The following is a 25,732-nucleotide window of genomic DNA, read 5'->3' on the forward strand; positions in this document are numbered from 1 at the left end:
GGCCCCGCGAGAGCGAGCGGGCCCGGTCCGGCTTAGTTCAAATGTCCCCGTCGAGCACCTGGCGGAGCGTCACGGCGAAGGCGTCGGGATCGCCCTGCATGCCGAACTCGCCGCCGAGGAAACCGGCGTGGTGGCTGGGGAAGACCACAGGCTTCGTGCCGAGCCGTTCGGCGACCGCCACCCCGGCGCGGTAGCACAGCTGGCCCTCCGATTCGACCCCCACACCCACCACGATCCGCGTCGACGCCTTGCGCAACGCGTCGAAGTCGTGCGCGTAGTGCGTGCACGTCATGAGGTTCTGGCCGAACAACGCGTCGTCACGCGAGCCGTCGTCCTGCGTGGGCAGCCCCATCTCGGCCGGATTCTGCACGGGGCGATCGGCGAAGTCCGCCGGGAACGGGCCGGTCCAGCTCGTGATCGCGATGAACTTCGCCATCGCCGGGCCGAAGCCGTCGCGGTCGTAGGTGCGGCGGTTGTCCACCACCGCCGCCAGCGCCTCCTCGCGGTCGGGAAGCACCTGAACGGCCGGCGGCTCGTGGGCCACGAGCGTATGCACCTGCTCCGGGTGCCGGGCCACCAGCGCGAGCGCGTTGACGGCGCCGCCGCTGCTGGCGAAGATGTCCACCGGTCCGCCGCCCAGCGCGGAGATCAGCCGGTGCAGGTCGTCGGCGTGCAGCTCCGGCGTGGACTCGGCGGCGCCGTCACTCCGCTTGCTCCGCCCGACCCCGCGCGGGTCGTAGGTCACCACCGTGCGATCCTGGAAATATCCGGCCAGGGTGCCGAATCCACTGGCGTCCATCGGCGACCCGATCATCAGCAGGATGGGCGCGGTGCTGCCCTGGGCCTCGCGTACGTCGTAGTGCAGGACGGCCCCGGGGACGTCGAGGGTGTGGGTCTTCGGCTCGATCATCGGTCGCTCCTTCTCACGGAGGCCCTTCCGGCGCTCCGTCGCTCTCGTGTATGCCCTGAGGTTCGCGGATCCCACTCACGGAATCCTTCAGGCCATGGAGACGGACGGGAGCGGCGCAACTCATCGGCCGGCACCCTGCGGGGTGGGGATTCAGGCGTCGACGAGCCGGGAGTAGAAGTCGAGGGCGAGGTCGAAGCCGTCGCGGCAGTTGCGGTGGGAGCGGTAGCAGGGACGCCAGGCCGTGCTGGCGCCCACTCCGGCGCGGGCGTCGTTCAAGGCCGAGGGCACGCGCTCCGGCCTGGGCAGCAGGCCGTGCCCGAGGTAGCGGACGCCGGTCAGCTCGGTGTGGCGGCCACGGCCGCCCGAGACGAATCGGCCCAGCCGCCAGCCGCTCTCCTCGTCCCACACCAGGGCACTGCCGTCGGCCAGCTTCAGCGTGGCGTCACGCGGATCGCAGGGGCCCTCCCACCAGTCGACCACCTCGGCTCCGAGCCGGTCGACGACCTGGCTCACGTAGCTGATCGGCTGCTGCAGCCACTCGTCGGTATACGGCTCGACGTGCCTGATGGCCACGGACGGCACCCCCTTGTGCCCTGACGGTAAGGAAAACGGAGCGGTTAGCAACCCTACAGGCGACGAACTTATTCCGTTGCACGACCGTCTAGTCATTAAGGACGATATTTATGTCCGCCACGGGGAAGAAGGTGAGCCCATGATTGCCACGGTTATCCTCCTCGTGCTGATGGTCGTCACGATCGCGGCGATGGAGCTCATCATGCGCAGCTCCGCAGAGAGCAAAGAGAGTGTCGAGTCCCGCAGCGAGATCGTCGGGGACTAGTCTCTCCCGCATGTCGTCCCTGCTTCTTTGGCTGCACATCGGCTTCGCGATCTTCACCATCGGCCCGGTCACCGCCGCGACGATGGCCGCGCCCCGAGCCATCCGCAACAAGAACGTGCCCGCGCTGGAGTTCATCCAGCGCACGACGAGGATCTACAGCCTCGGCGCGATCGGCGTGTTCGTGTTCGGGCTGGCGCTCGGCGCGGTCCTGCCCGGCGGGGTGCTGGGCAGGTGGTACATGACGGCCTCGATGACGCTGTTCATCGTGGCCGCCGTGCTACTCGTCATCATCGACCGCGACCTGCGCACCGCCGTACGGGCGCTGAAGAGCGAGGACGCGGCCGACGACGCCAAGGCCCAGAACGGCCGGATCGCCGCGATCAGCGGGCTGCTCTCGGTGATCTGGCTGGTGATCCTCTTCCTGATGGTGGTCCCTGGCTGATCCGCACCCGTCAGCCGAGCGCCTGGCTGAGGTCGGCGAGCAGATCGTCGATCGTCTCGATGCCGACCGACAGCCGCACCAGGTCGGCGGGCACCTCCAGCGGCGACCCCGCCGCCGAGGCGTGCGTCATCCTGCCGGGGTGCTCGACGAGCGACTCGACCCCGCCGAGCGACTCGCCCAGTGTGAACAGCTTCGTCCGGTTGCACACCGCCACGGCCTCTTCCTCGCCGCCGTCGACGCGGAACGACACCATGCCGCCGAACCGCTTCATCTGCTTGGCGGCCACCTCGTGCCCCGGGTGCCCGGGCAGCCCCGGGTAGAGCACCTCGGTCACGCGCGGGTGCGCGAGCAGCAGGTTGACGACGCGTTCGGCGTTGTCGCAGTGGCGGTCCATGCGGACGCCGAGGGTCTTGAGCCCGCGCAGCGTCAGCCAGGCGTCGAACGGCCCGGCGACCGCACCCATCGCGTTCTGGTGGTAGGCGAGCTCCTCGCCGAGGCCGGCGTCGGCCGCGATCAGCGCACCGCCGACCACGTCGGAGTGCCCGCCCACGTATTTGGTGGTGGAGTGCACGACGACGTCGGCGCCCAGGGAGAGCGGCTGCTGCAGGTAGGGGGAGGCGAAGGTGTTGTCCACCACCAGCAGCGCCCCGCCGTCGTGGGCCAGTCGCGCGAGCGCCGCGATGTCGGCGATGCCGAGCAGCGGGTTGGTGGGCGTCTCGACCCAGACCACCTTGGTCTTCTGCGTCATGGCCGCGGCCACGGCGTCGAGGTCGTGCAGCGGGACGGGGTCGTAGTGCAGGCCCCACCGCTCGTGGACCTTGGCGAACAGCCGGTACGTGCCGCCGTACGCGTCGTCGGGGATGATCACGTGGTCCTGCGGCTTGCAGACGGTACGCAGGAAGGTGTCCTCGGCGGCGAGCCCCGACGCGAACGCGAGCCCGCGCGCACCGCCCTCCACGGCCGCCAGCGCCTGTTCGAGCGCGGTCCTGGTGGGGTTGGCCGAGCGGCTGTACTCGTATCCCGAACGCAGGCCGCCCACGCCGTCCTGCTTGTAGGTGGACGTGGCGTAGATCGGTGGCACGACCGCGCCGGTCAGCGGGTCGGGCTCCTGACCTGCGTGGATGGCCAGGGTCTCAAAACCGTTGCTCATAGAGGCCACGTTAACGGACGACGGCCCGCGGTCCGTCCTCGGTTGGACCGGCGGGCGACGGCCCGCGGTCCGTCCCCAGTGGACCGCGGGCCGCGGTGCGGGCGCCATCCCCCAACGGCCGCCCGCGCGGCTCGCGCACCATGCCCGCGCGAGCCGGGTCGTCAGGCCGCCTTGGGCGCGCGGCGGTCCCCCCCGCCCGGCCTGGGCGCGAGCCGTACGACGTCGGCGTCGCCCGCCTTGTCCACGTCGATGAACCGGCCGCTGCCGCCCTCGGCGGGCTCCCCGTTGATGCGGGAGAGCAGCACCGGGTCGGCCAGCGCGAGCATCACCACGACGACCAGCCCGACTCCCAGTAATGCGAACCCGATGGCAACCATCTCTGTCCCCTTTCCGACATATCCAGCATCGGTGACGTCCCCCGGTCACCGCCTCCACTGAAGGATCGGTCTGTGACGGACCGTCTCGGCCGAACGGTTGATACGACATGTCCGACTTCCGGCCTAGGCTCGGGGCCGTGGGTGACTCCAAACGCCTCGTGTACTGGATCCGGCGGCTGAGCGAGATCGCGATGCTCGGCTGGCTCGGCATGATGCTCATGCTCGATCTGGTGCTCGCCGTCACCACCGGGGGCTACCAGTGGCTCGTGCCGCTCTGCGGCGCGTGCGGCATCGCGGCCGTCGTGCTGCGGCGCAGACACCGCGTCAACGGCTACCACATCATGCTCGCCCTGTCGTTCGGCACGTCCACGGTGATCGGGGGCACCGAGTTCGCGGGCGTGCCCGGCATGGCGGAGACCGGGTCGCTGCTCATCCTCACCATCGGCGTGCTCAGGCACGTGGAGCCGGTGCGGAGGGCCGCCGCGCTCTCCTGCGTGGGACTGGTCGTGCTGATGTCCGAGGCGGTCGGGCGCGACTACCACGGCCAGGGGCTGGCGTTCTCGTTCTTGCTGTTCGCGGGGTGGTCGATGGCCGCCGGGGTCGGCGGCTACCTGCGTTTCCAGCAGGAGCGCCGGTCGGAGGCCGTCCATTCGGTACGGCGGGCGGAGCGGCTGGAGCTGGCCAGGGAGCTGCACGACCTGGTGGCCCACCACATCACGGGCATCGTGGTCCAGGCGCAGGCCGCGCGTACGGTGGCCGAGACCAGGCCGGAGGCCGTGGCTCCGGCGCTGGACGCGATCGCCGCGGCCGGGTCGGACGCGCTGACGTCGATGCGCCGCATGGTGGCGGTGCTGCGTACCGAGGACGATCCCGCCCGCAAGCCCGGCGTCACGCTGGCGGACCTGCGGATGCTGACCGAGCGGTTCTCGGCCGACGGGCCGAGGGTGGCGTTCGAGATCGGGCCGGGGCTGGACGACCGGACGCTGCCGCCGGAGGTCATGACGACCCTGCACCGGGTGCTGCAGGAGTCGCTCACGAACGTGCGCAAGCACGCCTCCCGCGCCGCCTGGGTGGAGGCGGATCTGCGGCGGCACGAGAAGGTCGTGGTGTTGCGGGTGCGGAACTTCGGGTCGGCGTCAGATCCGCGGGTTTCTCGCCTTGGCGGCGGGTTCGGGCTCGTCGGCATGGCCGAGCGGGTGGAGGCGCTGGGCGGCAGGCTCTACGCCGGCCCCTCCCCGGAGGGCGCCTGGGAGGTCGTCGCCGAGTTCCCCCTGCCCTGAGCCCCACTCCTCCCCCGCCGCGAACGCCGCCTCGAACGCGCCGTCGCCCAGGGCGGCACGCAGCCGGCCGGTGATCCGCTTCACGTCCCTCCGCTCCCCTGGGGGAAGGGGCGCGCTGACGGCCCGCCTCATGGCCGCCGCCCTCCCGATCAGCCGGGCCGCCTCCGCGGGGCAGCCGACCTCCGGGAGCGACATGGCCCCGGCCAGCCCTTCGAGGGACAGGGCGATCGCCCTCGGGTCGCCCGTGGCCCGCGCCGCCTCGTGCCCCTCGCGCTGCCTGGCCAGCGCCGTCTCCGCATCACCCCGCTGCTCGGCGGCGAACCCCAGCTCCGCCATGACGAGCGCGATCCCAGGTGTCCCCCGCACCCGCCGCAGGAAGTCCAGCACGGGCCGCAGGTACGACTCCGCCTCCTCGTACCGGCCCTGCCGCCGCGCGCCCATGGCCAGCCCGAGCAGCGCGTTCTCCTCGGCCGACCGGTAGGACTGCTCGACGGCCACCCGCCTGGCGCGCTCGTGGTAGTCGTCGGCCCGCTCGTAGTCGCCTTTCAGCAACGCGATCCGCCCGAGGGAGGCCAGCTTGAAGGAGATCTCGAAGCCCAGCTCCTCGGCCAGCCGCAGGCCTTCCTCACGCAGCCGCGTGGCCTTCGCGTAGTCGCCTCGGATCTCGGCCGCCCGGTCGAGCACGTCCATGGCCTCGATCTGCCCCCACGCGTCGCCCAGTTCCCTGAACAACGCCAGCCCGCGCTCGCCGTCCCGTTCCATCGCCGCCAGGTCGGCCCTGCCGACGGTGAGCTTGGCACGCAGGCACAGCGCCGCCGCCACACCCCACCGGTCGCCCAGCTCCTCGTACGCGGCCAGCGCCCGGTTCGCCGCCGCCTCGTGCACGGCACGGTCGCCGTACGCCCAGCGGACGTTGGTGAGCAGCCAGTCGGCCAGCGCCATGCCCTCCCGGTCGAGCCCGTCGCGGCGCACCGGCGAGACCTGCTCGCCGAGCGACAGCTCGATCGCGGCCAGCCACACCGATGCCCGCGCCGCCGCGGGATCGTCCGGTTCATGAGCCGCCAGCGCGGCCGCCAGCGCCCTGCGTGCCTCCTGAAGCCTGCCGCGCAGCATCCAGTACCAGGCAAGGGCGTTGACCAGCCGCAACGCCTCCGGGCCCGCGAGCGCGAGCCGCAGGTTGGCCCGCTCCGCGTCGAGCCGCGCCAGCCACTCCCGCTGCCCCGCTCCCCGCAGGTCCGCCCGCTCGGCCAGCGCCGTGTAGTAACGCGCGTGCCGCACCTTGATCACGTCGTGTTCGCCGGCCTCGCGCAGCCGCGCCACGCAGTAGGCCGCCACGGACTCCAGGAGCCGGTAGCGGGCCCCGGCCCGCACGACCAGCGAGCGGTCCACCAGCCGGGCGAGCGTGTCGAGCACGTCCACGCCCGGTTCGGCGCACACCTCCTCGGCCGCCTCCAGCGTGCAGCCGTCGGCGTGCACCGCCAGCCGCCGCAACACCACCCGCTCGGCCTCGCCCAGCAGCTCCCAGCTCCAGTCGATCATCGCCCGGAGCGTCCGCTGCCGCGCAGGCGCGTCCCGCAGGCCCGCGTTGAGCAGCCTGAACCGATCGTCCAGCCGATCGGCCAGCTCACGAACCCCCAACGCCCGCACCCGGGTGGCGGCCAGCTCCAGCGCCAGCGGCAGGCCGTCGAGCCTGGCGCAGATCTCCGCCACGGTGGCGTCCAGCTCGATGCCCGCCCGTGCCGCGAACAACTCCACCGCCGCCTCCGGCGCCAGCGGCGGCACGCTCCACACCCGCTCGCCCTCGATCCGCAGCGGTTCCTGACTGGTGGCCAGGACCCGCAGCCCCGGCGCGGCCTGGAGCAGCCGCGACACCACCTCGGCGGCCTGCGCCACCAGGTGCTCGCAGTTGTCCAGCACCAGCAGCATGCGCTTGCCCGCCAGCGCCCTGGCCACCCGGGGAGCCAGGGCGAGGGCGGCGTCGTCGCGGATGCCCAGCACGACCGCGACCGCCTCGGCCACGTTGACCGCACCGGCCAGCTCGACCAGCCACATGCCGTCCCGGAACATCGCGCCGGGCCGGTGGTCGCGGGCGGCGGCCAGGGCGAGCCTGGTCTTGCCGACCCCGCCCGGCCCCGTGAGCGTCACCAGCCGGGACGCCGCCAGCAACGCCCGTACCTCGGCCAGCTCGGCGTCCCGCCCGATCAGATCCGTCAGCGGCGCGGGCAGGTTCGACGCGGGGGCCGGGCTCCGGGCCAGCGCCGGATCCTGGCGCAGGATCGCCTGGTGCAGCCGGGCCAGCTCCGGTGAGGGGTCCACGCCGAGCTCGTCCCGCAGCCGCTCCCGGAGCTCCTCGTACGCGGCCAGCGCCTCGCTCTGCCGCCCGCCCCGGTACAGCGCCCGCATGTGCGAGGCACGCAGCCGCTCGCGCAGCGGATGCCGGGCGACCAGCTCGCCGAGCTCGACCGGCTCGCCCAGCTCCAGCCGTACCTCCGCCTGCTCCTCCAGCGCCGCCAGGCGCATCTCCTCCAGGCTCGCCGCCTCGGCGCGGGCGAAGCCGGCGTCGGCGAAGTCGGCGTACGCGGGCCCGCGCCACAATGCCAGCGCCTGCTCCAGCTCGGCCGCCCGCGCGACCGGATCCGCGGACCTCCGGTTGACGAGGGCTCGGAAGCGGGCGGCGTCGCTGTCGTGGGGACCCAGCCGGTACCCGGCAGGCCCGTGGGTGATCGACGAGGGATCGCCGAGCGCGCGGCGCAGCTGGGAGACGCGGGCCTGGAGGGTGCCGACGGGGTTGCGCCCGGCCCGCTCGCCCCAGAGGTCCTCGACCAGCCGGTCCACCGGGACGGGCCCGCCGTCGTGCGCCAGCAGGTCGGCCAGGAGAGCCCTGACCTTGGCCTCGGCCACCTGAACGGACCGTCCGTCGACCCACACCGCCAGCGGCCCCAACACCCCGAATCGCACCACATGATGGTCAACCCGTAGCGGGCCCGAAGGATTTCCGTAGCGGCGGGTCCGAAGGTGGGGGCATGAGTGAAGTGACGGTTGTGGGGCTCGGCCCGATGGGATCGAAGATGGCCGAGACGTTCCTGGCCGCGGGCCACCGGGTCAAGGTGTGGAACCGCACGGCGAGCAAGGCCGAGCCGCTGCTGGCCAGAGGCGCCGCCAGGGCGGTCACGGCGGCGGACGGCGACCTGCTGGTGGTCAGCCAGATCAGCTACCAGGCGATGTACGACAGCCTCGGCGACGCCCGGCTGGACGGGAAGGTGGTGGTCAACCTCAGCTCGGACACCCCGGAGCGGCTGCGCGAGGCGGCCAGGTGGGTGGAGGGGCGCGGCGGCACGCTGATCACCGCCGGCATCATGGTGCCGCCGCCGGGGATCGGCCAGCCGGGGGCGTACACGTTCTACAGCGGCCCCAAGGACGTGCTCGACCGGCACGCGGGGACGCTGGAGGCGCTGAGCGAGATCACCTACGTGGGCCCGGACCAGGGCCTGGCCATGATGTACTACCAGGCCCAGCTGCTGACCTTCTGGTCCAGCCTGACCAGCCACATGCACGCCATGGCGTTCCTGCGCACCGCCGGGGTGTCGCCGTCGGAGTTCCTGCCGTTCGCCCAGTCGCTGTTCACCCAGCTCGGCTCCGACGGCCCCATGGGGTACGCGAAGATCCTGACCGAGGAGTTCGAGGCCGGGGCCTACCCCGGCGAGGAGAACACCCTGCACATGCAGGCCGTCGGCATGGGCCACGTCGTCGAGGCGCTGGAGCAGGCCGGCGTGGAGACCACGGTGCCGAAGGCGCTGAAGGCGCTCTTCGAGCGGGCCGACGCCGAGGGGCGCGGCCACGAGGGCCTCGGCACCGTGATCGAGTCGATCACAAAGCCCTAATGATTGGCGAGGAAGGCGAGCAGGTCCTGCCGGGTGATCAGCCCGGCGGGCTTGCCGTCTTCCAGCACCACAGCCGCATCCGCCTTCTCCAGCGCTTCCACCGCACGCGCCACAGGTTCACCACTGCCGATCGTGGGTAGCGGAGCGGACATGTGATCGGCGATCGGATCGTCGGAGGAGAGCCTGCCGTGGTAGAGGGCTTCGAGGAGGTCGCGCTCGACGATGGAGCCGATCACCTCGGCCGCCATGACCGGCGGCTCCTCCTTCATGACCGGAAGCTGGGACACCGAGTATTCGCGCATGATCGCGATCGCGGTCTTGACGGACTCGTGCGGGTGCGCGTGCACGAACTCCGGCATCGCCCCGCCCTTGCGGGCCAGCACGTCGCCGACCAGCCCCTCCTCGGAGGAGGTCGTCAGGAAGCCGTAGTCGGCCATCCAGTCGTCGTTGAAGATCTTCGACAGGTAGCCGCGGCCGCCGTCGGGCAGCAGCACGACCACGACGTCGTCCTTGTTCGCCTTCGCCGCCACCCGCAGCGCCGCCACGACCGCCATCCCGCACGAGCCGCCGACCAGCAGCCCCTCCTCCCGGGCGAGCCGGCGGGTCATGGTGAAGGAGTCTTTGTCGGAGACCGCGATGATCTCGTCGCAGATCGTGGTGTCGTACGTCGCCGGCCAGATGTCCTCGCCGACCCCCTCCACGAGGTACGGCCGCCCGGACCCGCCCGAGTAGACCGAGCCCTCCGGGTCCGCACCGATGATCTTCACCCGGCCGTCGGAGACGTCCTTGAGGTAACGGCCGGCGCCGCTGATGGTGCCGCCGGTGCCGATGCCGGCCACGAAGTGCGTGACCCGGCCCTCGGTGTCCGCCCACACCTCCGGGCCCGTCGAGTGGTAGTGGGACTCCGGGTTGTTGACGTTGGAGTACTGGTCCGGCTTCCAGGCGTTGGGCACCTCGCGGGCCAGCCGGTCGGAGACCGAGTAGTAGGAGTCGGGGTGGTCGGGCGAGACGGCGGTCGGGCAGACCACGACCTCCGCCCCGTACGCGCGCAGCACCGCGATCTTGTCTTGGGCCACCTTGTCCGGCACCACGAACAGGCACCGGTAGCCCTTCTGCTGGGCCACGATCGCGAGGCCCACACCGGTGTTGCCGGACGTCGGCTCGACGATCACGCCGCCCGGGCGCAGCTCTCCGGACTTCTCGGCGGCCTCGATCATGCGGGCCGCGATGCGGTCTTTGACCGAGCCACCCGGGTTGAAGTATTCGACCTTGGCGAGCACCTGGGCGGGCAGACCCGCGGTGACTTTGTGCAGTCTGACCAGCGGGGTGTTGCCCATCAGGTCGACCAGGGAATCGTAAACGCGCACCGAGGTGTTCACCTTCTTTGCCAAAGCTTGATCAGCTTGCCTGTGGCCGAGATCCATTGGGGGTGGCGGGCCCTCGGCTAGTTTTCATGCAAACGCTACCGCCGAGTTCGACCGGGGAGGCACATAGGTGGTGGGGGCAGGTGGGATGGCCCGCGCGGCACGCAAGATCGCGACCGCGGCGGCGCTCGGAGGTGGCGGCCTGACGGCGCTCGGCGCCACGGCATACGGACTGTTGATCGCGGAGGGCCTGCTCGCGCGCAGGGTCATCGGCCAACCGCATGGCCTGGACGGCCCGCCCTCAGACGGCACGTACGGCGACTTCCCCGGAGAGCCGCTCAAACTGGCCATGCTCGGCGACTCCACGGCCGTCGGCCTCGGCATGACGGACCCCGCCCACACCCCCGGCGTGCTGATCGCCCACGGCCTGGCCGCGATCGCGGAGCGCCCGGTGGAGCTGCTCGTCGCCGCCAAGTCCGGCACCCCGTCGGCCGAGCTGGGCGAGCAGGTGGACGCGGCCCTGAACATGCGGCCCGACGTGGCGGTGATCTTCGTGGGGGCCAACGACATCATCACCCAGACGCCGCCCGCGACCGCCGTACGCCATCTGACCAAGGCCGTGCGGCGGCTGCGGGACGCGGGGGCCGAGGTGGTCGTGGGCACGTGCCCGGACCTCGGCACCGTACGGCCGCTCTCGCAGCCGCTGCGCTGGGTGGCCCGGCGCTGGAGCCGCCAGCTCGCGGCGGCGCAGACGGTGGCGGTGGTCGACGCGGGCGGGCGCACGGTGGCGTTCGCCGACCTCCTGGGCCCGGAATTCGAGACAAACCCGGCAGAAATGTTCGGACCCGATCGTTTCCATCCATCTGCCCGAGGTTACGCGCAGGCCGCTTACGCGGTGCTACCGTCAGTGTGCGCTGCGTTGGGGCTGTGGCCTGAGCCGCGCCTCGCGCGCGGCGAAGCACTGCAACCGATCTACCTTGCGGCGGCTACGGCCGCGGAGGAGCCCGGCACCGAGGTCACCGCGACCCGGGTCGACGGGCGGGCGACGGGCCTGCACGGGAAGTGGGCGGCGTTGTTCCGCCGGCGGCTCGGCGAGCAGCCCAGCGACGCCTGACCGCTCTGGCGACGCCTGTCTCGGTCCGGTCACCCTCCGAGCCCGAGCCGTCACTCCTCGTCCCTTTGGGAGTGAATTGCCCGTGCTCCGGCCCCTCTGCACACCGTCCATCGCCCTCGCCGGAACCCTGGCCGTCGCCGCGTGTTCCGGCAGCGACGCGGCGACCACCTCGAAATACCCGACCTGGCACAACAGCCAGGTCAACGCGGTCAGCCGCACCACGGCGGCCGGCGGGGTCGTCGCCACGACCTCCATGAAACCCGACGGCACGCTGGAGACCGTCGCGATCGGCCTTCGCGACGGCAAGCGGCTGTGGGCCTATCCGGCCACGATGGCCGGGCGCCTGCCCGGCATGGGCGTCTCCGCCCCCGCGATCGTGGAGACGGCCCGGCACCAGGGCGTGGTCGTCGCCCTCGACCCGGCCAAGAAGGCCGGCTGGAACGCCACCCTGGTGGCCCGCGACGCCCAATCCGGGGTGCAGAAGTGGACCCGGCCGGTGCATTCGACGTTCGGGCCGCAGCGCTGCGGGCCGTACATCTGCCTGTCCGAGCACACGGCGCTGGCCAAGGCCCGGATGGTGGTGCTCGACCCGGCCACCGGCAAACAGCTGTGGAACCTGCCCGGGATCTCCGAGGTCGAGTGGTCCGATCAGGCGCGGGTGCTGCTGCTCAGGCTCGCCGACGACCCCATGATCGAGTCGTACGACATCAAGACCGGCAAGCTCCAGTGGCAGCAGCCGATCGAACAGGCCCTCGGTCCCGGCATCGACCTGTCGGGCGGGTGGGCGTTCGGCGCCACGGGGGACAATCTGGTCGGATACATCGCCCCGTACACGAATCCCCAGACCAAGAAGGTCTCCACCTTCGGACTGTTCTCCGTCAAGATCGCCGACGGGACGATCAACTGGATCCGGCCCTCGGTCGTCCGCGTCTATCCCAGCGGCAGCCCCGGCTACGCCCCCGTCGTGCGCCCCGTCGACCGCCGGGGCGCCTACGGCGGCTTCGCCCGGCTCGACTCGGAGTCCGGCCGGGTCCTCGGGCAGATCACGGCGGCCGACGTGCCCGGGTCGGGCTGGTGGCTGGCCTTCCCCGACCGCATGGACAAACTGGGCTTCCTCCAGCACAACGCCAAGGGCACCGCCTTCGACCTCGTCTCCGGCAAGCCGGTGCCCGTGGAGGAGCAGCGCGGCTGGTCCTTCTGCGTCACCGACCCCAAGCCGCTGCCGCTGCGCGGGCAGCCCCCCGGCTTCTACTCCACGGCCGCCCTCTGCGAGTACGACCTCGGCACCGGCAAGCGCGTCTCCCCGGCCGCCGCGCCGCCGCCCTGGTTCACCGGCAGCCATGACGGCTGGCGGCTGTGGCGCGACGAGAAAGGCGCTCTGCACGCCGTCAACGACCAGACCGCGACGGCCCCGGGCATGTACGGCTGAGCCTCTGGAATATAGTTCGGGTAGTAGCGCCGAAACGAGGAGGGGCCATGCCCGAGGCAGTCATCGTCGCAACCGCGCGTTCTCCCATCGGACGAGCCTTCAAGGGGTCGCTGAAGGACATCCGCCCCGACGACCTGACCGTGCAGATGATCAAGGCGGCGCTGGCGAAGGTGCCCCAGCTCGACCCCCACACGATCGACGACATCATGTTGGGGTGCGGCCTGCCGGGCGGCGAGCAGGGGTTCAACATGGCGCGGGTGGTGGCCGTGATGCTCGGCCTCGACGACGTGCCCGGCACCACGATCACGCGCTACTGCTCCTCGTCGCTGCAGACCACCAGGATGGCCTTCCACGCCATCAAGGCGGGCGAGGGCGACGTCTTCGTGTCGGCCGGCGTGGAGACCGTCTCACGCTTCGCCAAGGGCAGCTCAGACTCGCACCCCGACACGCAGAACCCGATCTTCCAGGAGGCTGTGGCCCGTACGGCGACGTTCGCCCAGCGCGGGCAGTCCTGGCACGACCCGCGCGAGGACGGCGCGATCCCGGACATCTACATCGCGATGGGCCAGACCGCCGAGAACGTCGCCCAGCTCAAGGGCATCAGCCGCCAGGAGCAGGACGAGTTCGGCGTACGCTCGCAGAACCTCGCCGAGAAGGCGCTGGCCGACGGGTTCTGGGCCAAGGACATCACGCCCGCGACCATGCCCGACGGCACCGTGGTCAGCCAGGACGACGGGCCTCGGGCCGGCACGACGTACGAGAAGGTCGCCACGCTGCAGCCGGTCTTCCGGCCCGACGGCACCGTCACGGCCGGCAACTGCTGCCCGCTCAACGACGGGGCGGCCGCCGTGGTCGTGATGAGCGACGTCAAGGCCGCCGAGCTCGGGATCACCCCGCTGGCCCGGATCGTGTCCACCGGGGTGTCGGCGCTGTCGCCCGAGATCATGGGGCTGGGCCCGGTGGAGGCGAGCAGGCAGGCGCTGGCGCGGGCCGGGATGGCCATCGACGACGTCGACCTGGTCGAGATCAACGAGGCCTTCGCCGCTCAGGTGATCCCGTCCTACCGTGAGTTGGGGATCGATCTGGACCGGCTCAATGTGAACGGGGGCGCGATCGCGGTGGGGCACCCGTTCGGCATGACCGGTGCCCGCATCACGTCGACGCTGATCAACAGCCTGCAGCACCATGACAAGACCATCGGGCTGGAGACGATGTGCGTGGGCGGCGGTCAGGGCATGGCCATGATCGTCGAACGCCTGGCCTGACGCCTCACCGAGCCGGCGGCGAGAACCCGCCTGGCGGCATCCAACGCCGACAGCCCACCGACCGCCGAGAACCGGCAGCTCACCGATCCATGCGCCGAACATCGCCGCACCACATCCCGCCGTCCCAGCGCCGGGACAAGCCGGCCGATCGCACACGACCGATTTGGCCGGCTGGGCGTGCTGGCACCCGGGCTCCAGCACGGGCACGGCGCAGCGCCATTCGCCAGCTGTCGGGGTGAGTGACGGCGGGTCGGCGGCGGGCTCTACCCGTGGCGGTCGGGGCCGGCGTGGGTCGGGGTGATGCGGAGGAGGACGCGGCGCTCGCGGATCATGGCGGCGCGGTAGTCGTCCCAGTCGGGGTGCTCGCCCGAGATGTTGCGGTAGTAGGTGATCAGGTGGTCCATGGCCTCGGGCAGGGAGATGAGGTCGCCCGTGCCGTCCACCTGGATCCAGTCGCCGTAGAAGCCCTTGGTGAAGACGCAGAGCGAGACGTTCGGGTCGCGGCGGACGTTGCGGGTCTTGATCGCCGTCTCCCTGGTGCTGACGACGATGCGATCATCCTCCACCCCGGCCGTCACCGGCGACATCTGGGGACGCCCGTCGGGGTGCCGGGTGAGCAGGACGGCGTTGTGGTTGGCGCGGAGAAAGGCGAGAGCCTTGTCGAGATCCATCCACACATGATGACGCGCCCGTGCTTGAGGCACGGGCGCGGGGATGGATGGGCTTAGATGAAGCCCATGCGGTTACGGCGCTGCCGCTCGTGCTCGAGGACGATCGCGGCGGCGTAGCCGTGAGTGAGCCCGTGCTCGTCGGCGAGCCAGTTGGCCCGCTCGTCGCACCGTAGGAAGCTCGGGCCGTTGTCAAGTGCTTGGAACCACTCTGGGAGTTCGCGTCCCGTGATGGCCGGGACCCTTGCGATCAACTTCGTCTGCATCTCCGGTGAGTGGTTCAAGGACATGGGCACCTCCGCGGAATAAGGTCCTTTGCTTGACACTGCAACACCATCGTCCGAATGGCAAGCCCCAAGCCAGGCATCATTTCGTGACGGCACGTAGATTTTCGATCGCACAAAGAGAGGGCCCCGCGTGAACGGCGGGGCCCTCGGTGATGACGCGCGGCTGAACGATCAGTCGCTGTTACTGAAGTAGTAGACGAAACGCAGGACCTCGAGGTAGATCCACACGAGGCTCAGCGTCAGCCCGAACGCGCACTGCCAGGCGAACTTCTCCGGTGCCCCCTGCTTGACGCCCTCCTCCACCGAGGCGAAGTCGAGCAGCAGGAAGAAGCAGCCGATCAGGATCATCACGATGCTGAAGATCCAGCCGAGCGGGGTGTCGGTGCGCAGGCCCAGGCCCACGCCGTTGAAGAGGCCCACCAGCAGGTTGACGAGCAGCAGCCCGACGGCGGCGATCGCGGCCGCGATGCCGAACTTCACGAGTTTCGGTGTGACGCGGATCACACGTAGCGCGTAGACGGTCAGCACCGCGCCGAAGGCGAATGCGGTGCCGAGCACCGCCTGCAACACGATGCCACTGACCAGCCCCTCGAAAAGGCGGCTGATCGTGCCGAGGAACACGCCCTCGAACACCGCGTACGCGAGGATGAGCGCCGGGTTGGTGCTCATCGTGAACGAGGCGATCAGGCCCAGGATCAGGGCGACGACGGCGGCGCCGATCGCGACCACGGGCGGAACCTGCAGGATCCAGGCCGCCGCCGCGGCCACGACGAGTGCGCCTAGGGTGATGAACCCGCGCACCACGACGTCGTCCAGCGTCATGGTCCGGTACGCGGGCCGGCTCGGGGGTGCGTACGACGGCGCGTCGTACATGTTCTGCAGCACGTCCGGGGACGGGGCGGCGGGCCCTGACCACCCGCCTGCCTGGCGGCGTGATCTGCTGAAAACGGGGTTCTTGCTCTCCATCGCTGCCTCCTGTGACGCCAAGCCTACGGGGCTGGGCGGCACCTTGGTCAACTCGCGCTCAGATCGATGTTCATATGGGACTACGGCAGCGTTGACAACGAGCGTGGCTGCCGAAGAGTTCCCGTGGTCATCCCTGCTCAGGAAAAGGCATTTCCAATGGTAGAGGCATGTGCCCCCGGCGGGATTCGAACCCGCACTACAACCCTTTTAAGGGGTTTGCCTCTGCCATTGGGCTACGGGGGCGCCGCAATCATACGAAACGGACCATGCTTCCGAGGAGCACAACTTCGCATCAGGCGTCACATCTGTGAAGTCTGCGGTGAAGCGATAGAGCTCCTGGCACTCTGTCCAAGAAGAGTAGACCGTCCAGATGGTCCAGTTGGTGCTGAATGCAACGGGCTTCGAAGGCATCAGCTTCGATGGTGACTGCCTCGCCCGCGCCTGGCAAATGCCCAGTTACGGTGATACGTGTCGCGCGCAGGACGTCAGCGGACAGCCCGGCGATCGAAGCGCAGCCCTCCCGCCCATGGTCCCAGTGGGAGGCCCTGGCAAGCCGTGGATTGGCCACCACGAGCTCTCCGGCCCATGAGCGGCTGCGGGGGTGGAGTCCGACGTCGAAGGCGATCAGGCGCAAGCTCAGGCCGATCTGGGGGGCCGCCAGGCCCGTGGTGGACGGCTCTTCGCGAAGGGTGGCGAGGAGATCGGCGGCCGCGGCCACGACCTCGGGGGCGGTCGGGTCCACCGGCTCGGCCACGGTGGACAGGATCGGATGCGGGGCGGCCAGCACCTCCCGCGGGGTCCCCCGAGGCAGGTTCACCGGTCCTCCTCCGCCGGATCCCCGAATCTGATGGCTCGCTCCCTCACAGCAGATCCGGTTCGACGGGGCGGAAGGTGATCTCGGAGTCGAGGCTGGCGCCGACGGCCGCCAGCCTGCGCATGAGCGCCGCCACGTCCACCTCCTTCGGCAGCTCGACGTCGGCGATGAGCACGTAGAGCCGCCCGGTGAGCCTGGTGCTCATGCCGGTGATGTTGCCGCCGTCGGCGGCGAGCACGGCGCTGATGGCCGAGATGATCCCGGGCCGGTCGGGGCCGTGCACGGTCAGCACGTAGCCGAGCCCGCCCCCGTCCTCGCAGAAGTGCCGCCGCGCCTCGATGGCGGAGGCGGTCACCACCAGATCGGGCGCCCGCAGTCGCTTGAGCAGCTCGTCGGAGTCCAGATCGCCGGAGACCAGCAGCATCATCGCCACGTGGCCGCCGAGCAGCGTCATGGTCGAGTCCTGGATGTTCGCCCCGCACTCGGCGAGGGAACCGGTGACTGCGGCGATCACTCCCGGCCTGTCCACGCCGAGCACGGTCACCGCTGAGAGACCCACCCGTGGTACCCCTTCCGCTTGCTCACAGGGGCGCCGAAACGCCCCGGCGAGGCTCACCGGGGCGCTGCCGTACCCGGGCTAGCGGCGCATCGTCGCGACGGCGGCCCTGAAGTCCTCGCGCGGATGCTCCATCTCACCCAGCGAGATCGTCTCTCGCTTGAAGAACAGGGCCAGGGTCCAATCGACGACGACACGGACCTTGCGGTTCAGCGTCGGCACCCGCGACAGATGGTAGGTCCGGTGCATGAACCACGCAGGGAATCCGCGAAGCTTGACGCCATAGACATTGGCGACGCCCTGATGGAGGCCCAACCCGGCAACCGATCCGACATACTTGTGGCGGTATTCGACCAGTTGCTGTCCGCGCAGGTGGCGGACGATGTTGTCGGCCAGCACCTTGGCCTGCCGGACCGCGTGCTGGGCGTTGGGCGCGCAGTATTGTCCGGGGTTCGTGACGTCGGGCACGCCCGCGGCGTCGCCGGCCGCGAAGGCGTCCTGCGTGCCCGCGACGGTGAGCATGGTCGTGGTCTTGATCCGGCCGCGCTCGTCGAGGGGCAGGTCGCTGTCCTTCACCACCGGGCTGGGCTTGACGCCGGCGGTCCACACGAGGGTCTCGGCCTCGAACTTCGTGCCGTCGGAGAGCACCACGTGCCCGTCCACGCACGACTCGAGCCGGGTCTCCAGCTTGACGTCGATGCCGCGCTCACGCAGCTGCTCCAGCGTCCACTTGCCCATCTCGGGGCCGACCTCGGGCAGCACCCGGTTCGTGGCCTCGACGAGCACCCACCGGATGTCCGAAGCCCTGAGGTTGCGGTAGTAGCGCACCGAGTCCCTGGCCATGTCCTCAAGCTCGGCCAGCGCCTCCACGCCGGCGAAGCCCGCGCCGACCACGACGAACGTGAGCGCCCTGCGCCGCACCTTCAGGTCGTCGGTCGACTCGGCGACGTCGAGCAGGTGCAGCACGCGGTTGCGCAGCGCGATGGCCTCGCCCACGGTCTTGAAGCCGATGCCGATGTCGGTGAGTCCGGGGATGGGCAGCGTACGGGAGATCGATCCGGCGGCCATCACGATGATGTCGTAGGCCACCTGGCGCGGCTTGCCCTCGGCCGGCTGGAAGGTGACGACGCGCTCGTTGTGATCGACCTTGGTGACGGTGCCGTTGAGTATCCGCACCTTCGGCAGGATCCGCCGCAGCGGGGCCACCAGGTGCCGGGGTGAGAGGTTACCCGCAGCCGCCTCAGGCAAGAAGGGCTGGTAGGTCATGTAGGACTGGGGGTCGATGATCGTGATGCGCACCTCGCCACCGCGCAGCTCGCGATGGAGCTTGCGCTGCAGCCGGAGCGCTGTGTACAGGCCGACGTATCCACCGCCGACGATGAGTATGTGCTTGTTCATCCTGAGGCCCCATCCCTCGTGGAATGCTTGTGAAAGCATTCACAAGCTTACGTCAAGCGCTCTCGACGAATCCAATCCGGGGGTGGTGGAACGCGTCACACAGCCAGTGACCTGGCCCTGGTGAAGACGTCGTCCAGCATCTGGGCGGTGACACGGCCGGTGAACGTGTTCTGCTGGCTCGGGTGGTAGCAGCCGATCAGCGTCACGGGGGCGCCGGCGTACCGGACCTCGACCTCGGCGCCGTGGGCGAACGGCGGCCGGCTGCGCGGCAGCTCGTAGCCCGCGTCCTTCAGCGCCGGCCACATGGCCTGCCAGGCGTACCCGCCGAGCGCCACCACCACCCGCACGCTCGGCGCGACCAGCGTCACCTCGCGGGCCATCCATGGGAAGCAGGCGCTCTTCTCCTCCGGCGTGGGCTTGTTGGCGGGCGGCGCGCAGCGCACCGACGCCAGCACCCGCGCGCCGAGGAGCTTCTGGCCGTCGCCGGCGTGCGTGCTGGTCTCCTGGGCGGCCAGTCCGCTGCGGTGGAGCGAGGCGAACAGCCAGTCGCCGCTGCGGTCGCCGGTGAAGATGCGCCCGGTCCTGTTGCCCCCGTGGGCGGCCGGCGCCAGCCCCACGATCAGGATCCGCGGGTGCTCGTCACCCCAGCCCGGGACGGGACGGCCCCAGTACGTCTCGTCCGCGAACGCGCGCCGCTTCACCGTGGCGACCTGCTCGCGCCACTCCACCAGGCGGGGACAGGCCCGGCAGACGGACTGCCTGGCCGTGAGCTCCGCGAGGGTGCTGCTGGAGGAGGCGAGGCGGCGCACGTCCGCGGGGTCCAGGGCGACCGGGGTGTCAGCGGTCGCGGGGTCGCCGGGCCAGCCGGTGCCAGGTGGTACGAAGCTCATAAGACCGATCGTGCCCGATCACTTGCCGCGTGTCGGCTCCGGCTCAGCGGTCACCGGCGGGACGGGGGGTTCCGTGGTAGGGCAGGTGACGGCCGGAGTGGCGGTTTCGTTCGCGATCCCGTCCTGCGGCACCAGCGGCAGCGGGTAGCGGTTGAGAATCGGCTCGCCGCACGACCTGTCGACGGTGTAGCCGTACTCCTCCGGGCTGGTGATGACCGGCTTGCCGTCCTGGTCGTAGAGGTAGACGTCGGTGAGCGGGGATCCGTCCTTGGCGTAGGGCTTGATGTTGTAGACCTCGTTGAACGACGACGCCGGCTGCACGTAGACGTTCGGCGAGGGCTCGGCCATGAACCCGCCGTGGTCCGCCCCGTTGTTCCACGACGCCGCCGTCACCAGGCCGAAGAACAGCGCCAGCGCGCCGGCGACGTTGGCGGCCGAGGCGAGCAGGCCCAGCGCGCGCCCCCTCCGCCGCCTGCCGGACCACACCGACACGCAGACGGCCGCCGCCACCAGCGCCCAGTCGGCGAGGCTCTGCGGAGCCAGCCTGGCGTGGTCGGCCACCGACAGCAGCAGCATCGCCAGCAGGTAGCCGCGCAGCACCCACCAACCCGGCCGTAGCTCCGGCAGGAAGCCCACGAAGCTCCTGTAGGAGCCATGGCGCATCATCGCGGCGTGCGCCGGCGAAACCCATTCCCGCGGCGTCGTACGGCGCTTCCGGCGGCCCTCCGAACGACCTCCGTAGGCGGCCATGAGCTCCTCGGCGTAGACCGACGGCGGGCCGAGCCGGTCTTCCAGTGGCAGGTCCGACTCTGCGGCGATCTCCGCCAGGTGATCGTCGAGGTCTTCGAGCAACTCCTCCCGGTCCGGGTGGTCGCCCACGACGTCGCGTACGGCTTGCGCGTACTCCTCGGGGGTCATCCTCGTCTCTCCTCCAACAGCGATGCCATGGTGGCCGCGAAAGAGGCCCAGGTCTTGGCCTGCGTGGCGTACATGCTCCTGCCGACCTCGTTGAGCCCGTAGTACTTGCGGTGCGGCCCCTCATCGGAGGCGACCACATATGAGGTCAGGGCGCCCGCCTTGAACAGGCGGCGCAGCGTGCCGTACACGGAGGCGTCGCCGACCTCTTCCAGGCCCGCCTCCCTCAGCCTGCGCACGACGTCGTAGCCGTAGCCGTCGCGCTCGTTGAGCACGGCCAGCACGGCCAGGTCGAGCACGCCCTTGAGCAGCTGGCTGCTATCCACGCGAAGCACACTACTGCGCAAAGCGTAGTAGTGGCAACAAGAAAGCCGGGTGGCGCCACGAAGGCACCACCCGGTCGTTACTCAGTCACACCGTCGTTCACTTGGACGACTCAGTAGGCGTCGGCTTGTCGGACGGAGGCGTGACCGGAGCCGGCGTGTTGCACGCAGCGTAGGACTGCGACTCCACCACGCTGTTGTTCGGCCCGGTGACCGTCAGCGTGACGGTGCCGCCCTTGGTGGCGTCACCGGTCAGCGGGCGGTCGCCGAATTCGACGGTCTTCGCGTTGAAGGCGCCGAAGTAGGCCTCGCCCTTGCTCACGGACTCGCCGTTCACGGCCCAGGTCCACTGAACCCTCGCCGCACCGGTCGTGCTGATGGTGGCGTGGGCGCTGACCTTGCAGCCGTCGTGGTTGGTCGCGGTCACCGGAGTGGTGGCCGAGACCTTCACGGGAGCGGGAGCCGGGGCCGGGTCCTTGCACCAGACCTTGTAGTAGGCCCGGTTGGAGGACGCGTAGTCGGGACGGAGGATCTCCAGCTGCGCCCAGCCGCGGTGGCTTTCACGCGGGGAGAAGCCGAAGCCGACCTTGCGGACGTCGTAGACCTTGACCTTGCCGTAGTCGACGACGTCACCGTTGAGCACCCAGCGGTACTTGACCCAGCTCGGCCGGTTGACCTTGATCAGGCCGGTGAAGCCGATCTTGTCGCCCGGGGTGCAGGTGCCGACGTACGAGTCGGGGCTGGCCCAGGCGCGGGCCGACACCCTCGTTTCCACGGGGTTCTCGATGTAGACGTCGTCATCAGGGTCGGACTGCTGCGGCTTCTCGCAGGAGACGGAGAAGTACGTCTTCTTGGAGATGGCCTTCTTCGGACCGAGGACCTGGACGGCCTCCCAGCCCTTGACGCTCTCCTTGAAGGTGATGGACTGCTTGACGGTCACCGTCTTGGTGCCCTTGCCCTTGAGCTTGATCACCTGGACCTTGCCCTTGGACCCGTCACCGTGCAGCCAGCGGTAGGCCAGCTCGGTCTTGCCCTTCAGCGGCACCTTGATCTTGGCCGAGAAGTTGACCTTGACCGGACAGGAACCTTCGTACTTGCCAGGCGTCGCCTTGGGCGCGGACACCGCGACCTTCGGTCCGGCCTTGGAGGTCGCCGCCTGTGCGGGGGCGGCGACCAGCCCCGCGGCCAGGGCGGCCAGCATCGCGGCGGACGCGCCGAAGGCCGCCGCCTTGCGCGCTGCTAACCCAGAGAACTTCATGTGAGAGTGCTCCATTCCGTGAGGGAAAAGACGCGCTCGGGAACGGTCGCCACGCCGGTACCTTCCGTACACAGCGATATGGCAAAGCCCCCGTAATGCCCCTTTACCTAAGCACAATAATGATTGCACACTCAACACAGCACGTAGATCGGAAATCCCGGGATTTCCCCGCGCCTATCGCGCCAGGGACCAGGCGATACCGTCGAGGATGTCGTGTTCGCTGACAACGACCTGCGAAAACGCGAAACGCCGCACGATGCGGTCAAGAATAAGGGCACCCGCGCCTATGACGTCAACTCTCCCCGGGTGCATCACCGGAACGGCCGCGCGCTCACCATGGGTCATCGCGAGCAGTCTCCGCGTGACGTCATGGACCTGTTGAGCCGAAATCCGAGAGTGATGGATCCGCGCCGGATCGTACGCGGACAGGTCGAGCGCCATGCCCGCGACCGTCGTCACCGACCCGGCCAGGCCCACGAGTGTGTGGGCCCGCTCGACGGGCACCTCCGCCTCGACCTCGTCGAGCGCCGCCTCGATGTCGGCCACCACGGCCTCCAGAGCAGGCGCGGGCGGCGGGTCGCCGGCGTCACGCAGATGCCGTTCGGTCAGGCGTACGCAGCCGATGTCCACCGACAGCGCCGCCTCGGCGTGCTCGGAGCCGACCACGAACTCCGTGGATCCGCCCCCGATGTCCACCACCAGGTAAGGCGGCAGCGGGCCCTGCGGCACCTCGGTCTCCGGCGACAGCCGGAGGAGGCCCCTGGTCGCGCCGACGAACGACAGCTCGGCCTCCTCGCCCCCTGACACGACCTCCGGCTCCACCCCGAAGATCTCGCGCACTCCGGCCGCGAACTCCTCCCGGTTGGCCGCGTCTCTGGTCGCGCTCGTCGCCACGACCCGGGTCGCGACGGCGCCGTGCCGGTCGATCAGCTCGCGGTAGGCCCTCATGGCCTTGAACGTGCGCTCCAGCGCGTCGGGGGCCAACCTGCCGGTCTTGTCGACGTTCTGGCCCAGGCGGACGATCTCCATCCGCCGTTCGACGTCGTCGATCAGCTCGTCGCCGACGTCGGCGATGAGCAGGCGTACGGAGTTGGTGCCGCAGTCGACGGCGGCTACACGCATGGTCCGTCACTCCACCACTCGGGGAGGGCGTCGAGCGCCTCCCTGCCGAACGGGTTGACCCCGGGCGCCGCCAGCTCGTGCGCGACGAGCGCGTGCAGGCACTTGACCCGCCGCGGCATGCCTCCCGTGCTCTGCATGTCACGCGGCAGGGGCTCCAGGTCCTGCTCCTGCGCGGCCTGGTCGCGCCTGGCGACGTAGTCGTCGTGCGCGGCCTGGTAGGCGGCGGCCAGCTCGGGGTCTGCGGCCAGCCTGCCCTGCATCTCGCGCATCAGGCCCGAGCCCTCGAGGGTGCCGATGGCCGAGGCCGCCTTGGGACACGTCAGGTAGTAGAGGGTCGGGAACGGCGAGCCGTCCGGCAGCCTCGGCGCGGTCTCCACCACGTCGGGGTTGCCGCACGGGCAGCGGTGCGCCACCCCGCGCAGACCTCGCGGGGGCCGCCCCAGCTGCCGCCGCACGACCTCGACGTCTTTACTGTCCACCGCTTTCCTTCCCCACGACGGCCCGGCGCCCGGTGCCCTTGTCGGTGGCCTCCACGGACTCCCAGAGGGTTTGGTACCACGGCGGCACCGCCGCGGGCTGTTTCACGCTCGCCTGTTGCTTGTCCTGTTCGGGCTGCATCACCACGTAGCACTTCTCGCCAGGACCGCAGTAATGCAACCGCTCCTTGGCCGTCTTCTTGATCCAGTTGGGATCGTTGCTCTGCCGGTCGCGGGCCAGCAGCGCCTGCTTCTCCGCCTCGACCCTGGCCTTCTCCGCCCGCAGCTCGGAAATGCTGCGGCGCAGGCTGATGTACTCGCGCACAGGGTAGGCGAGGCTCATCGCGATCGCGCACACCACGACGGCCAGGATGGCGGCCCGTCCGGTCAGCTGCGGTCTCTTCGCCACTTGCTGCACACCCCCTCGACGTACGGCTCGCGGCGGGATCCCGGGGTGCCGCGAGCCGTACTCGAAACTAGCGCCGGAAACGCGGGAAAGCCGCGCGACCCGCGTAGCGGGCGGCGTCGTCGAGGAGCTCCTCGATGCGCAGCAGTTGGTTGTACTTCGCCACCCGGTCGGAGCGGGCCGGCGCGCCGGTCTTGATCTGGCCGCAGTTGACCGCCACCGCGAGGTCGGCGATCGTCGTGTCCTCGGTCTCGCCGGAGCGGTGGCTCATCATGCACTTGTAGCCGTTGCGGTGGGCCAGGTCGACGGCGTCGAGCGTCTCCGACAGCGTGCCGATCTGGTTGACCTTGACCAGCAGGGCGTTGGCCGCGCCCTCCTTGATGCCGCGCTCAAGCCGCTCGGGGTTGGTGACGAACAGGTCGTCGCCGACGAGCTGCACCTTGTCGCCGAGCGAGGCGGTGATGGCCTTCCAGCCCTCCCAGTCCTCCTCGTTGAGCGGGTCCTCGATGGAGACCAGCGGGTAGTTGGCCACCAGGTCCTCGTAGAAGGCGATGAGCTCCTGCGCCGACAGGCCCTTGCCGTCGATGGTGTAGACGCCGTCCTTGTGGAACTCGGAGGCGGCCACGTCGAGCGCGAGCGCGATGTCCTCGCCGGGGGTGTAGCCGGCCCGCTCGATGGCGACCAGGATCAGGTCGAGCGCGTCGCGGTTGGACGGCAGGTTGGGCGCGAAACCGCCCTCGTCGCCCAGGCCCGTGGCGTAGCCCTTCTCCTTGAGCACGCTCTTGAGCGCGTGGTAGACCTCGGTGCCCATGCGCACGGCCTCGCGGAACGTCTCCGCCCCGATCGGCGCGATCATGAACTCCTGGATGTCGACGTTGGTGTCGGCGTGGGCGCCGCCGTTGAGGATGTTCATCATCGGGACCGGCAGCACGTGCGCGTTGGGGCCGCCGAGGTAGCGGAAGAGCGGCAGGTCGGCGCTGTCGGCGGCGGCCTTGGCGACGGCCAGCGAGACGCCGAGGATGGCGTTGGCGCCGAGCTTCGACTTGTTGGGCGTGCGGTCCAGATCGATCATGATCTGGTCGATGATGCGCTGATCCTCGGCCTCGACGCCGCTGATCTCCTCGAAGATCTCGTCGGTCACGGCGAGCACGGCCTTCTCCACGCCCTTGCCGCCGTAACGCTGGCCGCCGTCACGCAGCTCGACCGCCTCGAACTGGCCGGTGGACGCCCCGCTCGGCACGGCCGCGCGGCCGGTGCTGCCGTCGTCGAGCACCACCTCGACCTCGACCGTCGGGTTGCCCCGGGAGTCGAGGATCTCGCGAGCGTAAACGACCTCGATGGTAGCCACGGGATGCGCTCCTAAATCGAAAAGGCAATATGCCTTCAGAGCCTATCGGTCCCCTACCCTTCGACGACGGCAAGCCCGCCCCGGCACACACCTCACGCGCCCCGGCGCCCTTCCCATCGCACGCTCTGCCCGCCCACCGCCCCTTCTGCCCTGCTCCGGACACCCCCGCGCCCACGACCAGGCGCGGGCCGGACGCGCCGGGCACGGCCCACCACGCCAAGCGCCGGCCGCATTGCGCCGATCACGACCGCACCA

At 70.3% G+C, this 25,732-nt stretch carries 26 protein-coding genes, 1 tRNA gene and 1 pseudogene; 7 read left to right on the forward strand and 21 right to left on the reverse strand.

The window, feature by feature from the left end; translation table 11 throughout:
• Positions 1 to 37 precede the first annotated feature (37 nt).
• Positions 38 to 910: an alpha/beta hydrolase gene (locus tag ID574_RS31470; protein ID WP_188192606.1), complete on the reverse strand. Its 873-nt coding sequence runs from the start codon at positions 908 to 910 to the stop codon at positions 38 to 40.
• Positions 911 to 1,060: 150 nt separating this feature from the next.
• Positions 1,061 to 1,483, reverse strand: a complete 423-nt coding sequence (locus ID574_RS31475; protein ID WP_223167255.1) for a DUF6292 family protein — start codon at positions 1,481 to 1,483, stop codon at positions 1,061 to 1,063.
• Between the two features lie 139 nt (positions 1,484 to 1,622).
• Here ID574_RS31475 and ID574_RS61845 point away from each other — a divergent pair, with 139 nt between their 5' ends.
• Both ID574_RS61845 and ID574_RS31480 read left to right on the forward strand, forming a co-directional pair.
• Complete coding sequence (locus ID574_RS61845; RefSeq protein ID WP_262496074.1) at positions 1,623 to 1,748, forward strand: hypothetical protein; 126 nt, start codon at positions 1,623 to 1,625, stop codon at positions 1,746 to 1,748.
• A gap of 10 nt (positions 1,749 to 1,758) precedes the next feature.
• On the forward strand, positions 1,759 to 2,190 hold the full coding sequence (locus ID574_RS31480; RefSeq protein WP_188192608.1) for a DUF2269 family protein: 432 nt from the start codon (positions 1,759 to 1,761) through the stop codon (positions 2,188 to 2,190).
• A gap of 10 nt (positions 2,191 to 2,200) precedes the next feature.
• Here ID574_RS31480 and ID574_RS31485 read toward each other — a convergent pair whose 3' ends face one another.
• Together ID574_RS31485 and ID574_RS31490 are read right to left on the reverse strand one after the other, a co-directional pair.
• Positions 2,201 to 3,340 carry a cystathionine gamma-synthase gene (locus ID574_RS31485; protein ID WP_188192609.1) on the reverse strand — a complete coding sequence of 380 codons (1,140 nt, stop codon included), beginning with the start codon at positions 3,338 to 3,340 and terminating at the stop codon, positions 2,201 to 2,203.
• A 161-nt stretch (positions 3,341 to 3,501) separates the two neighbouring features.
• The gene (locus ID574_RS31490; RefSeq protein WP_188192610.1) at positions 3,502 to 3,717 is read right to left on the reverse strand and encodes a hypothetical protein; all 216 of its coding nucleotides are present in this window, start codon (positions 3,715 to 3,717) and stop codon (positions 3,502 to 3,504) included.
• 587 nt (positions 3,718 to 4,304) lie between these two features.
• Between ID574_RS31490 and ID574_RS62460 the strand changes: the two are divergent.
• Positions 4,305 to 4,931 (forward strand): annotated as a pseudogene (locus tag ID574_RS62460) (sensor histidine kinase); the annotation flags it as partial.
• Here the strand turns inward: ID574_RS62460 and ID574_RS31500 are convergent.
• Positions 4,854 to 7,955: an AfsR/SARP family transcriptional regulator gene (locus ID574_RS31500; protein WP_223167256.1), complete on the reverse strand. Its 3,102-nt coding sequence runs from the start codon at positions 7,953 to 7,955 to the stop codon at positions 4,854 to 4,856. The pseudogene ID574_RS62460 and the gene ID574_RS31500 overlap by 78 nt on opposite strands.
• A gap of 65 nt (positions 7,956 to 8,020) precedes the next feature.
• Here ID574_RS31500 and ID574_RS31505 point away from each other — a divergent pair, with 65 nt between their 5' ends.
• The gene (locus ID574_RS31505; RefSeq protein ID WP_188192612.1) at positions 8,021 to 8,878 is read left to right on the forward strand and encodes an NAD(P)-dependent oxidoreductase; all 858 of its coding nucleotides are present in this window, start codon (positions 8,021 to 8,023) and stop codon (positions 8,876 to 8,878) included.
• Here ID574_RS31505 and ID574_RS31510 read toward each other — a convergent pair.
• Entirely contained in the window at positions 8,875 to 10,245 is a 1,371-nt protein-coding gene (locus tag ID574_RS31510) for a cystathionine beta-synthase (RefSeq protein ID WP_188192613.1), read from the reverse strand. The two genes, ID574_RS31505 and ID574_RS31510, sit on opposite strands and share 4 nt — an antisense overlap.
• Before the next feature lie 127 nt (positions 10,246 to 10,372).
• Between ID574_RS31510 and ID574_RS31515 the strand changes: the two genes are divergently transcribed.
• The 3 genes from ID574_RS31515 (at position 10,373) to ID574_RS31525 (ending at position 14,050) form a co-directional block, all read left to right on the forward strand.
• Positions 10,373 to 11,356: an SGNH/GDSL hydrolase family protein gene (locus tag ID574_RS31515; RefSeq protein WP_336245572.1), complete on the forward strand. Its 984-nt coding sequence runs from the start codon at positions 10,373 to 10,375 to the stop codon at positions 11,354 to 11,356.
• 82 nt (positions 11,357 to 11,438) lie between these two features.
• A complete protein-coding gene (locus tag ID574_RS31520) occupies positions 11,439 to 12,785 on the forward strand; it encodes a PQQ-binding-like beta-propeller repeat protein (RefSeq protein ID WP_188192614.1) in 1,347 nt (448 codons plus the stop codon).
• 47 nt (positions 12,786 to 12,832) lie between these two features.
• Complete coding sequence (locus ID574_RS31525; protein ID WP_188192615.1) at positions 12,833 to 14,050, forward strand: acetyl-CoA C-acetyltransferase; 1,218 nt, start codon at positions 12,833 to 12,835, stop codon at positions 14,048 to 14,050.
• A gap of 263 nt (positions 14,051 to 14,313) precedes the next feature.
• Here ID574_RS31525 and ID574_RS31530 read toward each other — a convergent pair whose 3' ends face one another.
• The 15 genes from ID574_RS31530 to eno form a co-directional block, all read right to left on the reverse strand.
• A complete protein-coding gene (locus ID574_RS31530) occupies positions 14,314 to 14,721 on the reverse strand; it encodes a PPOX class F420-dependent oxidoreductase (RefSeq protein WP_188192616.1) in 408 nt (135 codons plus the stop codon).
• 53 nt (positions 14,722 to 14,774) lie between these two features.
• Positions 14,775 to 15,008 (reverse strand): DUF4287 domain-containing protein, encoded by a 234-nt coding sequence (locus tag ID574_RS31535; protein ID WP_127936493.1) that lies wholly within the window; start codon positions 15,006 to 15,008, stop codon positions 14,775 to 14,777.
• Between the two features lie 168 nt (positions 15,009 to 15,176).
• Entirely contained in the window at positions 15,177 to 15,971 is a 795-nt protein-coding gene (locus ID574_RS31540) for a Bax inhibitor-1/YccA family protein (protein WP_188192617.1), read from the reverse strand.
• A gap of 170 nt (positions 15,972 to 16,141) precedes the next feature.
• Positions 16,142 to 16,214: transfer RNA gene (locus ID574_RS31545), tRNA-Leu, on the reverse strand.
• Between the two features lie 49 nt (positions 16,215 to 16,263).
• Positions 16,264 to 16,788 carry a peptide deformylase gene (locus ID574_RS31550; protein WP_188192618.1) on the reverse strand — a complete coding sequence of 175 codons (525 nt, stop codon included), beginning with the start codon at positions 16,786 to 16,788 and terminating at the stop codon, positions 16,264 to 16,266.
• A 43-nt stretch (positions 16,789 to 16,831) separates the two neighbouring features.
• Positions 16,832 to 17,344, reverse strand: a complete 513-nt coding sequence (locus ID574_RS31555; RefSeq protein WP_188192619.1) for a glycine cleavage system transcriptional repressor — start codon at positions 17,342 to 17,344, stop codon at positions 16,832 to 16,834.
• Between the two features lie 78 nt (positions 17,345 to 17,422).
• Entirely contained in the window at positions 17,423 to 18,739 is a 1,317-nt protein-coding gene (locus tag ID574_RS31560; protein WP_188192620.1) for an NAD(P)/FAD-dependent oxidoreductase, read from the reverse strand.
• 95 nt (positions 18,740 to 18,834) lie between these two features.
• On the reverse strand, positions 18,835 to 19,629 hold the full coding sequence (locus ID574_RS31565) for a uracil-DNA glycosylase (protein ID WP_188192621.1): 795 nt from the start codon (positions 19,627 to 19,629) through the stop codon (positions 18,835 to 18,837).
• An 18-nt stretch (positions 19,630 to 19,647) separates the two neighbouring features.
• Complete coding sequence (locus ID574_RS31570) at positions 19,648 to 20,547, reverse strand: hypothetical protein (RefSeq protein ID WP_188192622.1); 900 nt, start codon at positions 20,545 to 20,547, stop codon at positions 19,648 to 19,650.
• Positions 20,544 to 20,870, reverse strand: coding sequence for a PadR family transcriptional regulator (locus ID574_RS31575; protein ID WP_188192623.1), 327 nt, complete (start codon positions 20,868 to 20,870; stop codon positions 20,544 to 20,546). The genes ID574_RS31570 and ID574_RS31575 overlap by 4 nt, the downstream gene beginning before the upstream one ends.
• Before the next feature lie 97 nt (positions 20,871 to 20,967).
• Positions 20,968 to 22,125, reverse strand: coding sequence for a hypothetical protein (locus ID574_RS31580; RefSeq protein ID WP_188192624.1), 1,158 nt, complete (start codon positions 22,123 to 22,125; stop codon positions 20,968 to 20,970).
• 174 nt (positions 22,126 to 22,299) lie between these two features.
• Positions 22,300 to 23,247 carry a Ppx/GppA phosphatase family protein gene (locus ID574_RS31585; RefSeq protein ID WP_188192625.1) on the reverse strand — a complete coding sequence of 316 codons (948 nt, stop codon included), beginning with the start codon at positions 23,245 to 23,247 and terminating at the stop codon, positions 22,300 to 22,302.
• Complete coding sequence (locus tag ID574_RS31590; RefSeq protein WP_188192626.1) at positions 23,238 to 23,726, reverse strand: DUF501 domain-containing protein; 489 nt, start codon at positions 23,724 to 23,726, stop codon at positions 23,238 to 23,240. Before ID574_RS31590 ends, ID574_RS31585 begins: the two co-directional genes overlap by 10 nt.
• Complete coding sequence (locus tag ID574_RS31595; protein ID WP_188192627.1) at positions 23,716 to 24,132, reverse strand: FtsB family cell division protein; 417 nt, start codon at positions 24,130 to 24,132, stop codon at positions 23,716 to 23,718. The genes ID574_RS31590 and ID574_RS31595 overlap by 11 nt, the downstream gene beginning before the upstream one ends.
• A gap of 67 nt (positions 24,133 to 24,199) precedes the next feature.
• Positions 24,200 to 25,477 carry a phosphopyruvate hydratase gene (eno, locus tag ID574_RS31600; protein ID WP_188192628.1) on the reverse strand — a complete coding sequence of 426 codons (1,278 nt, stop codon included), beginning with the start codon at positions 25,475 to 25,477 and terminating at the stop codon, positions 24,200 to 24,202.
• Positions 25,478 to 25,732: the final 255 nt, after the last annotated feature.

This window comes from Nonomuraea sp. SYSU D8015 (assembly GCF_008065375.1).
In the GTDB taxonomy this organism is placed as follows: Bacteria; Actinomycetota; Actinomycetes; order Streptosporangiales; family Streptosporangiaceae; genus Nonomuraea.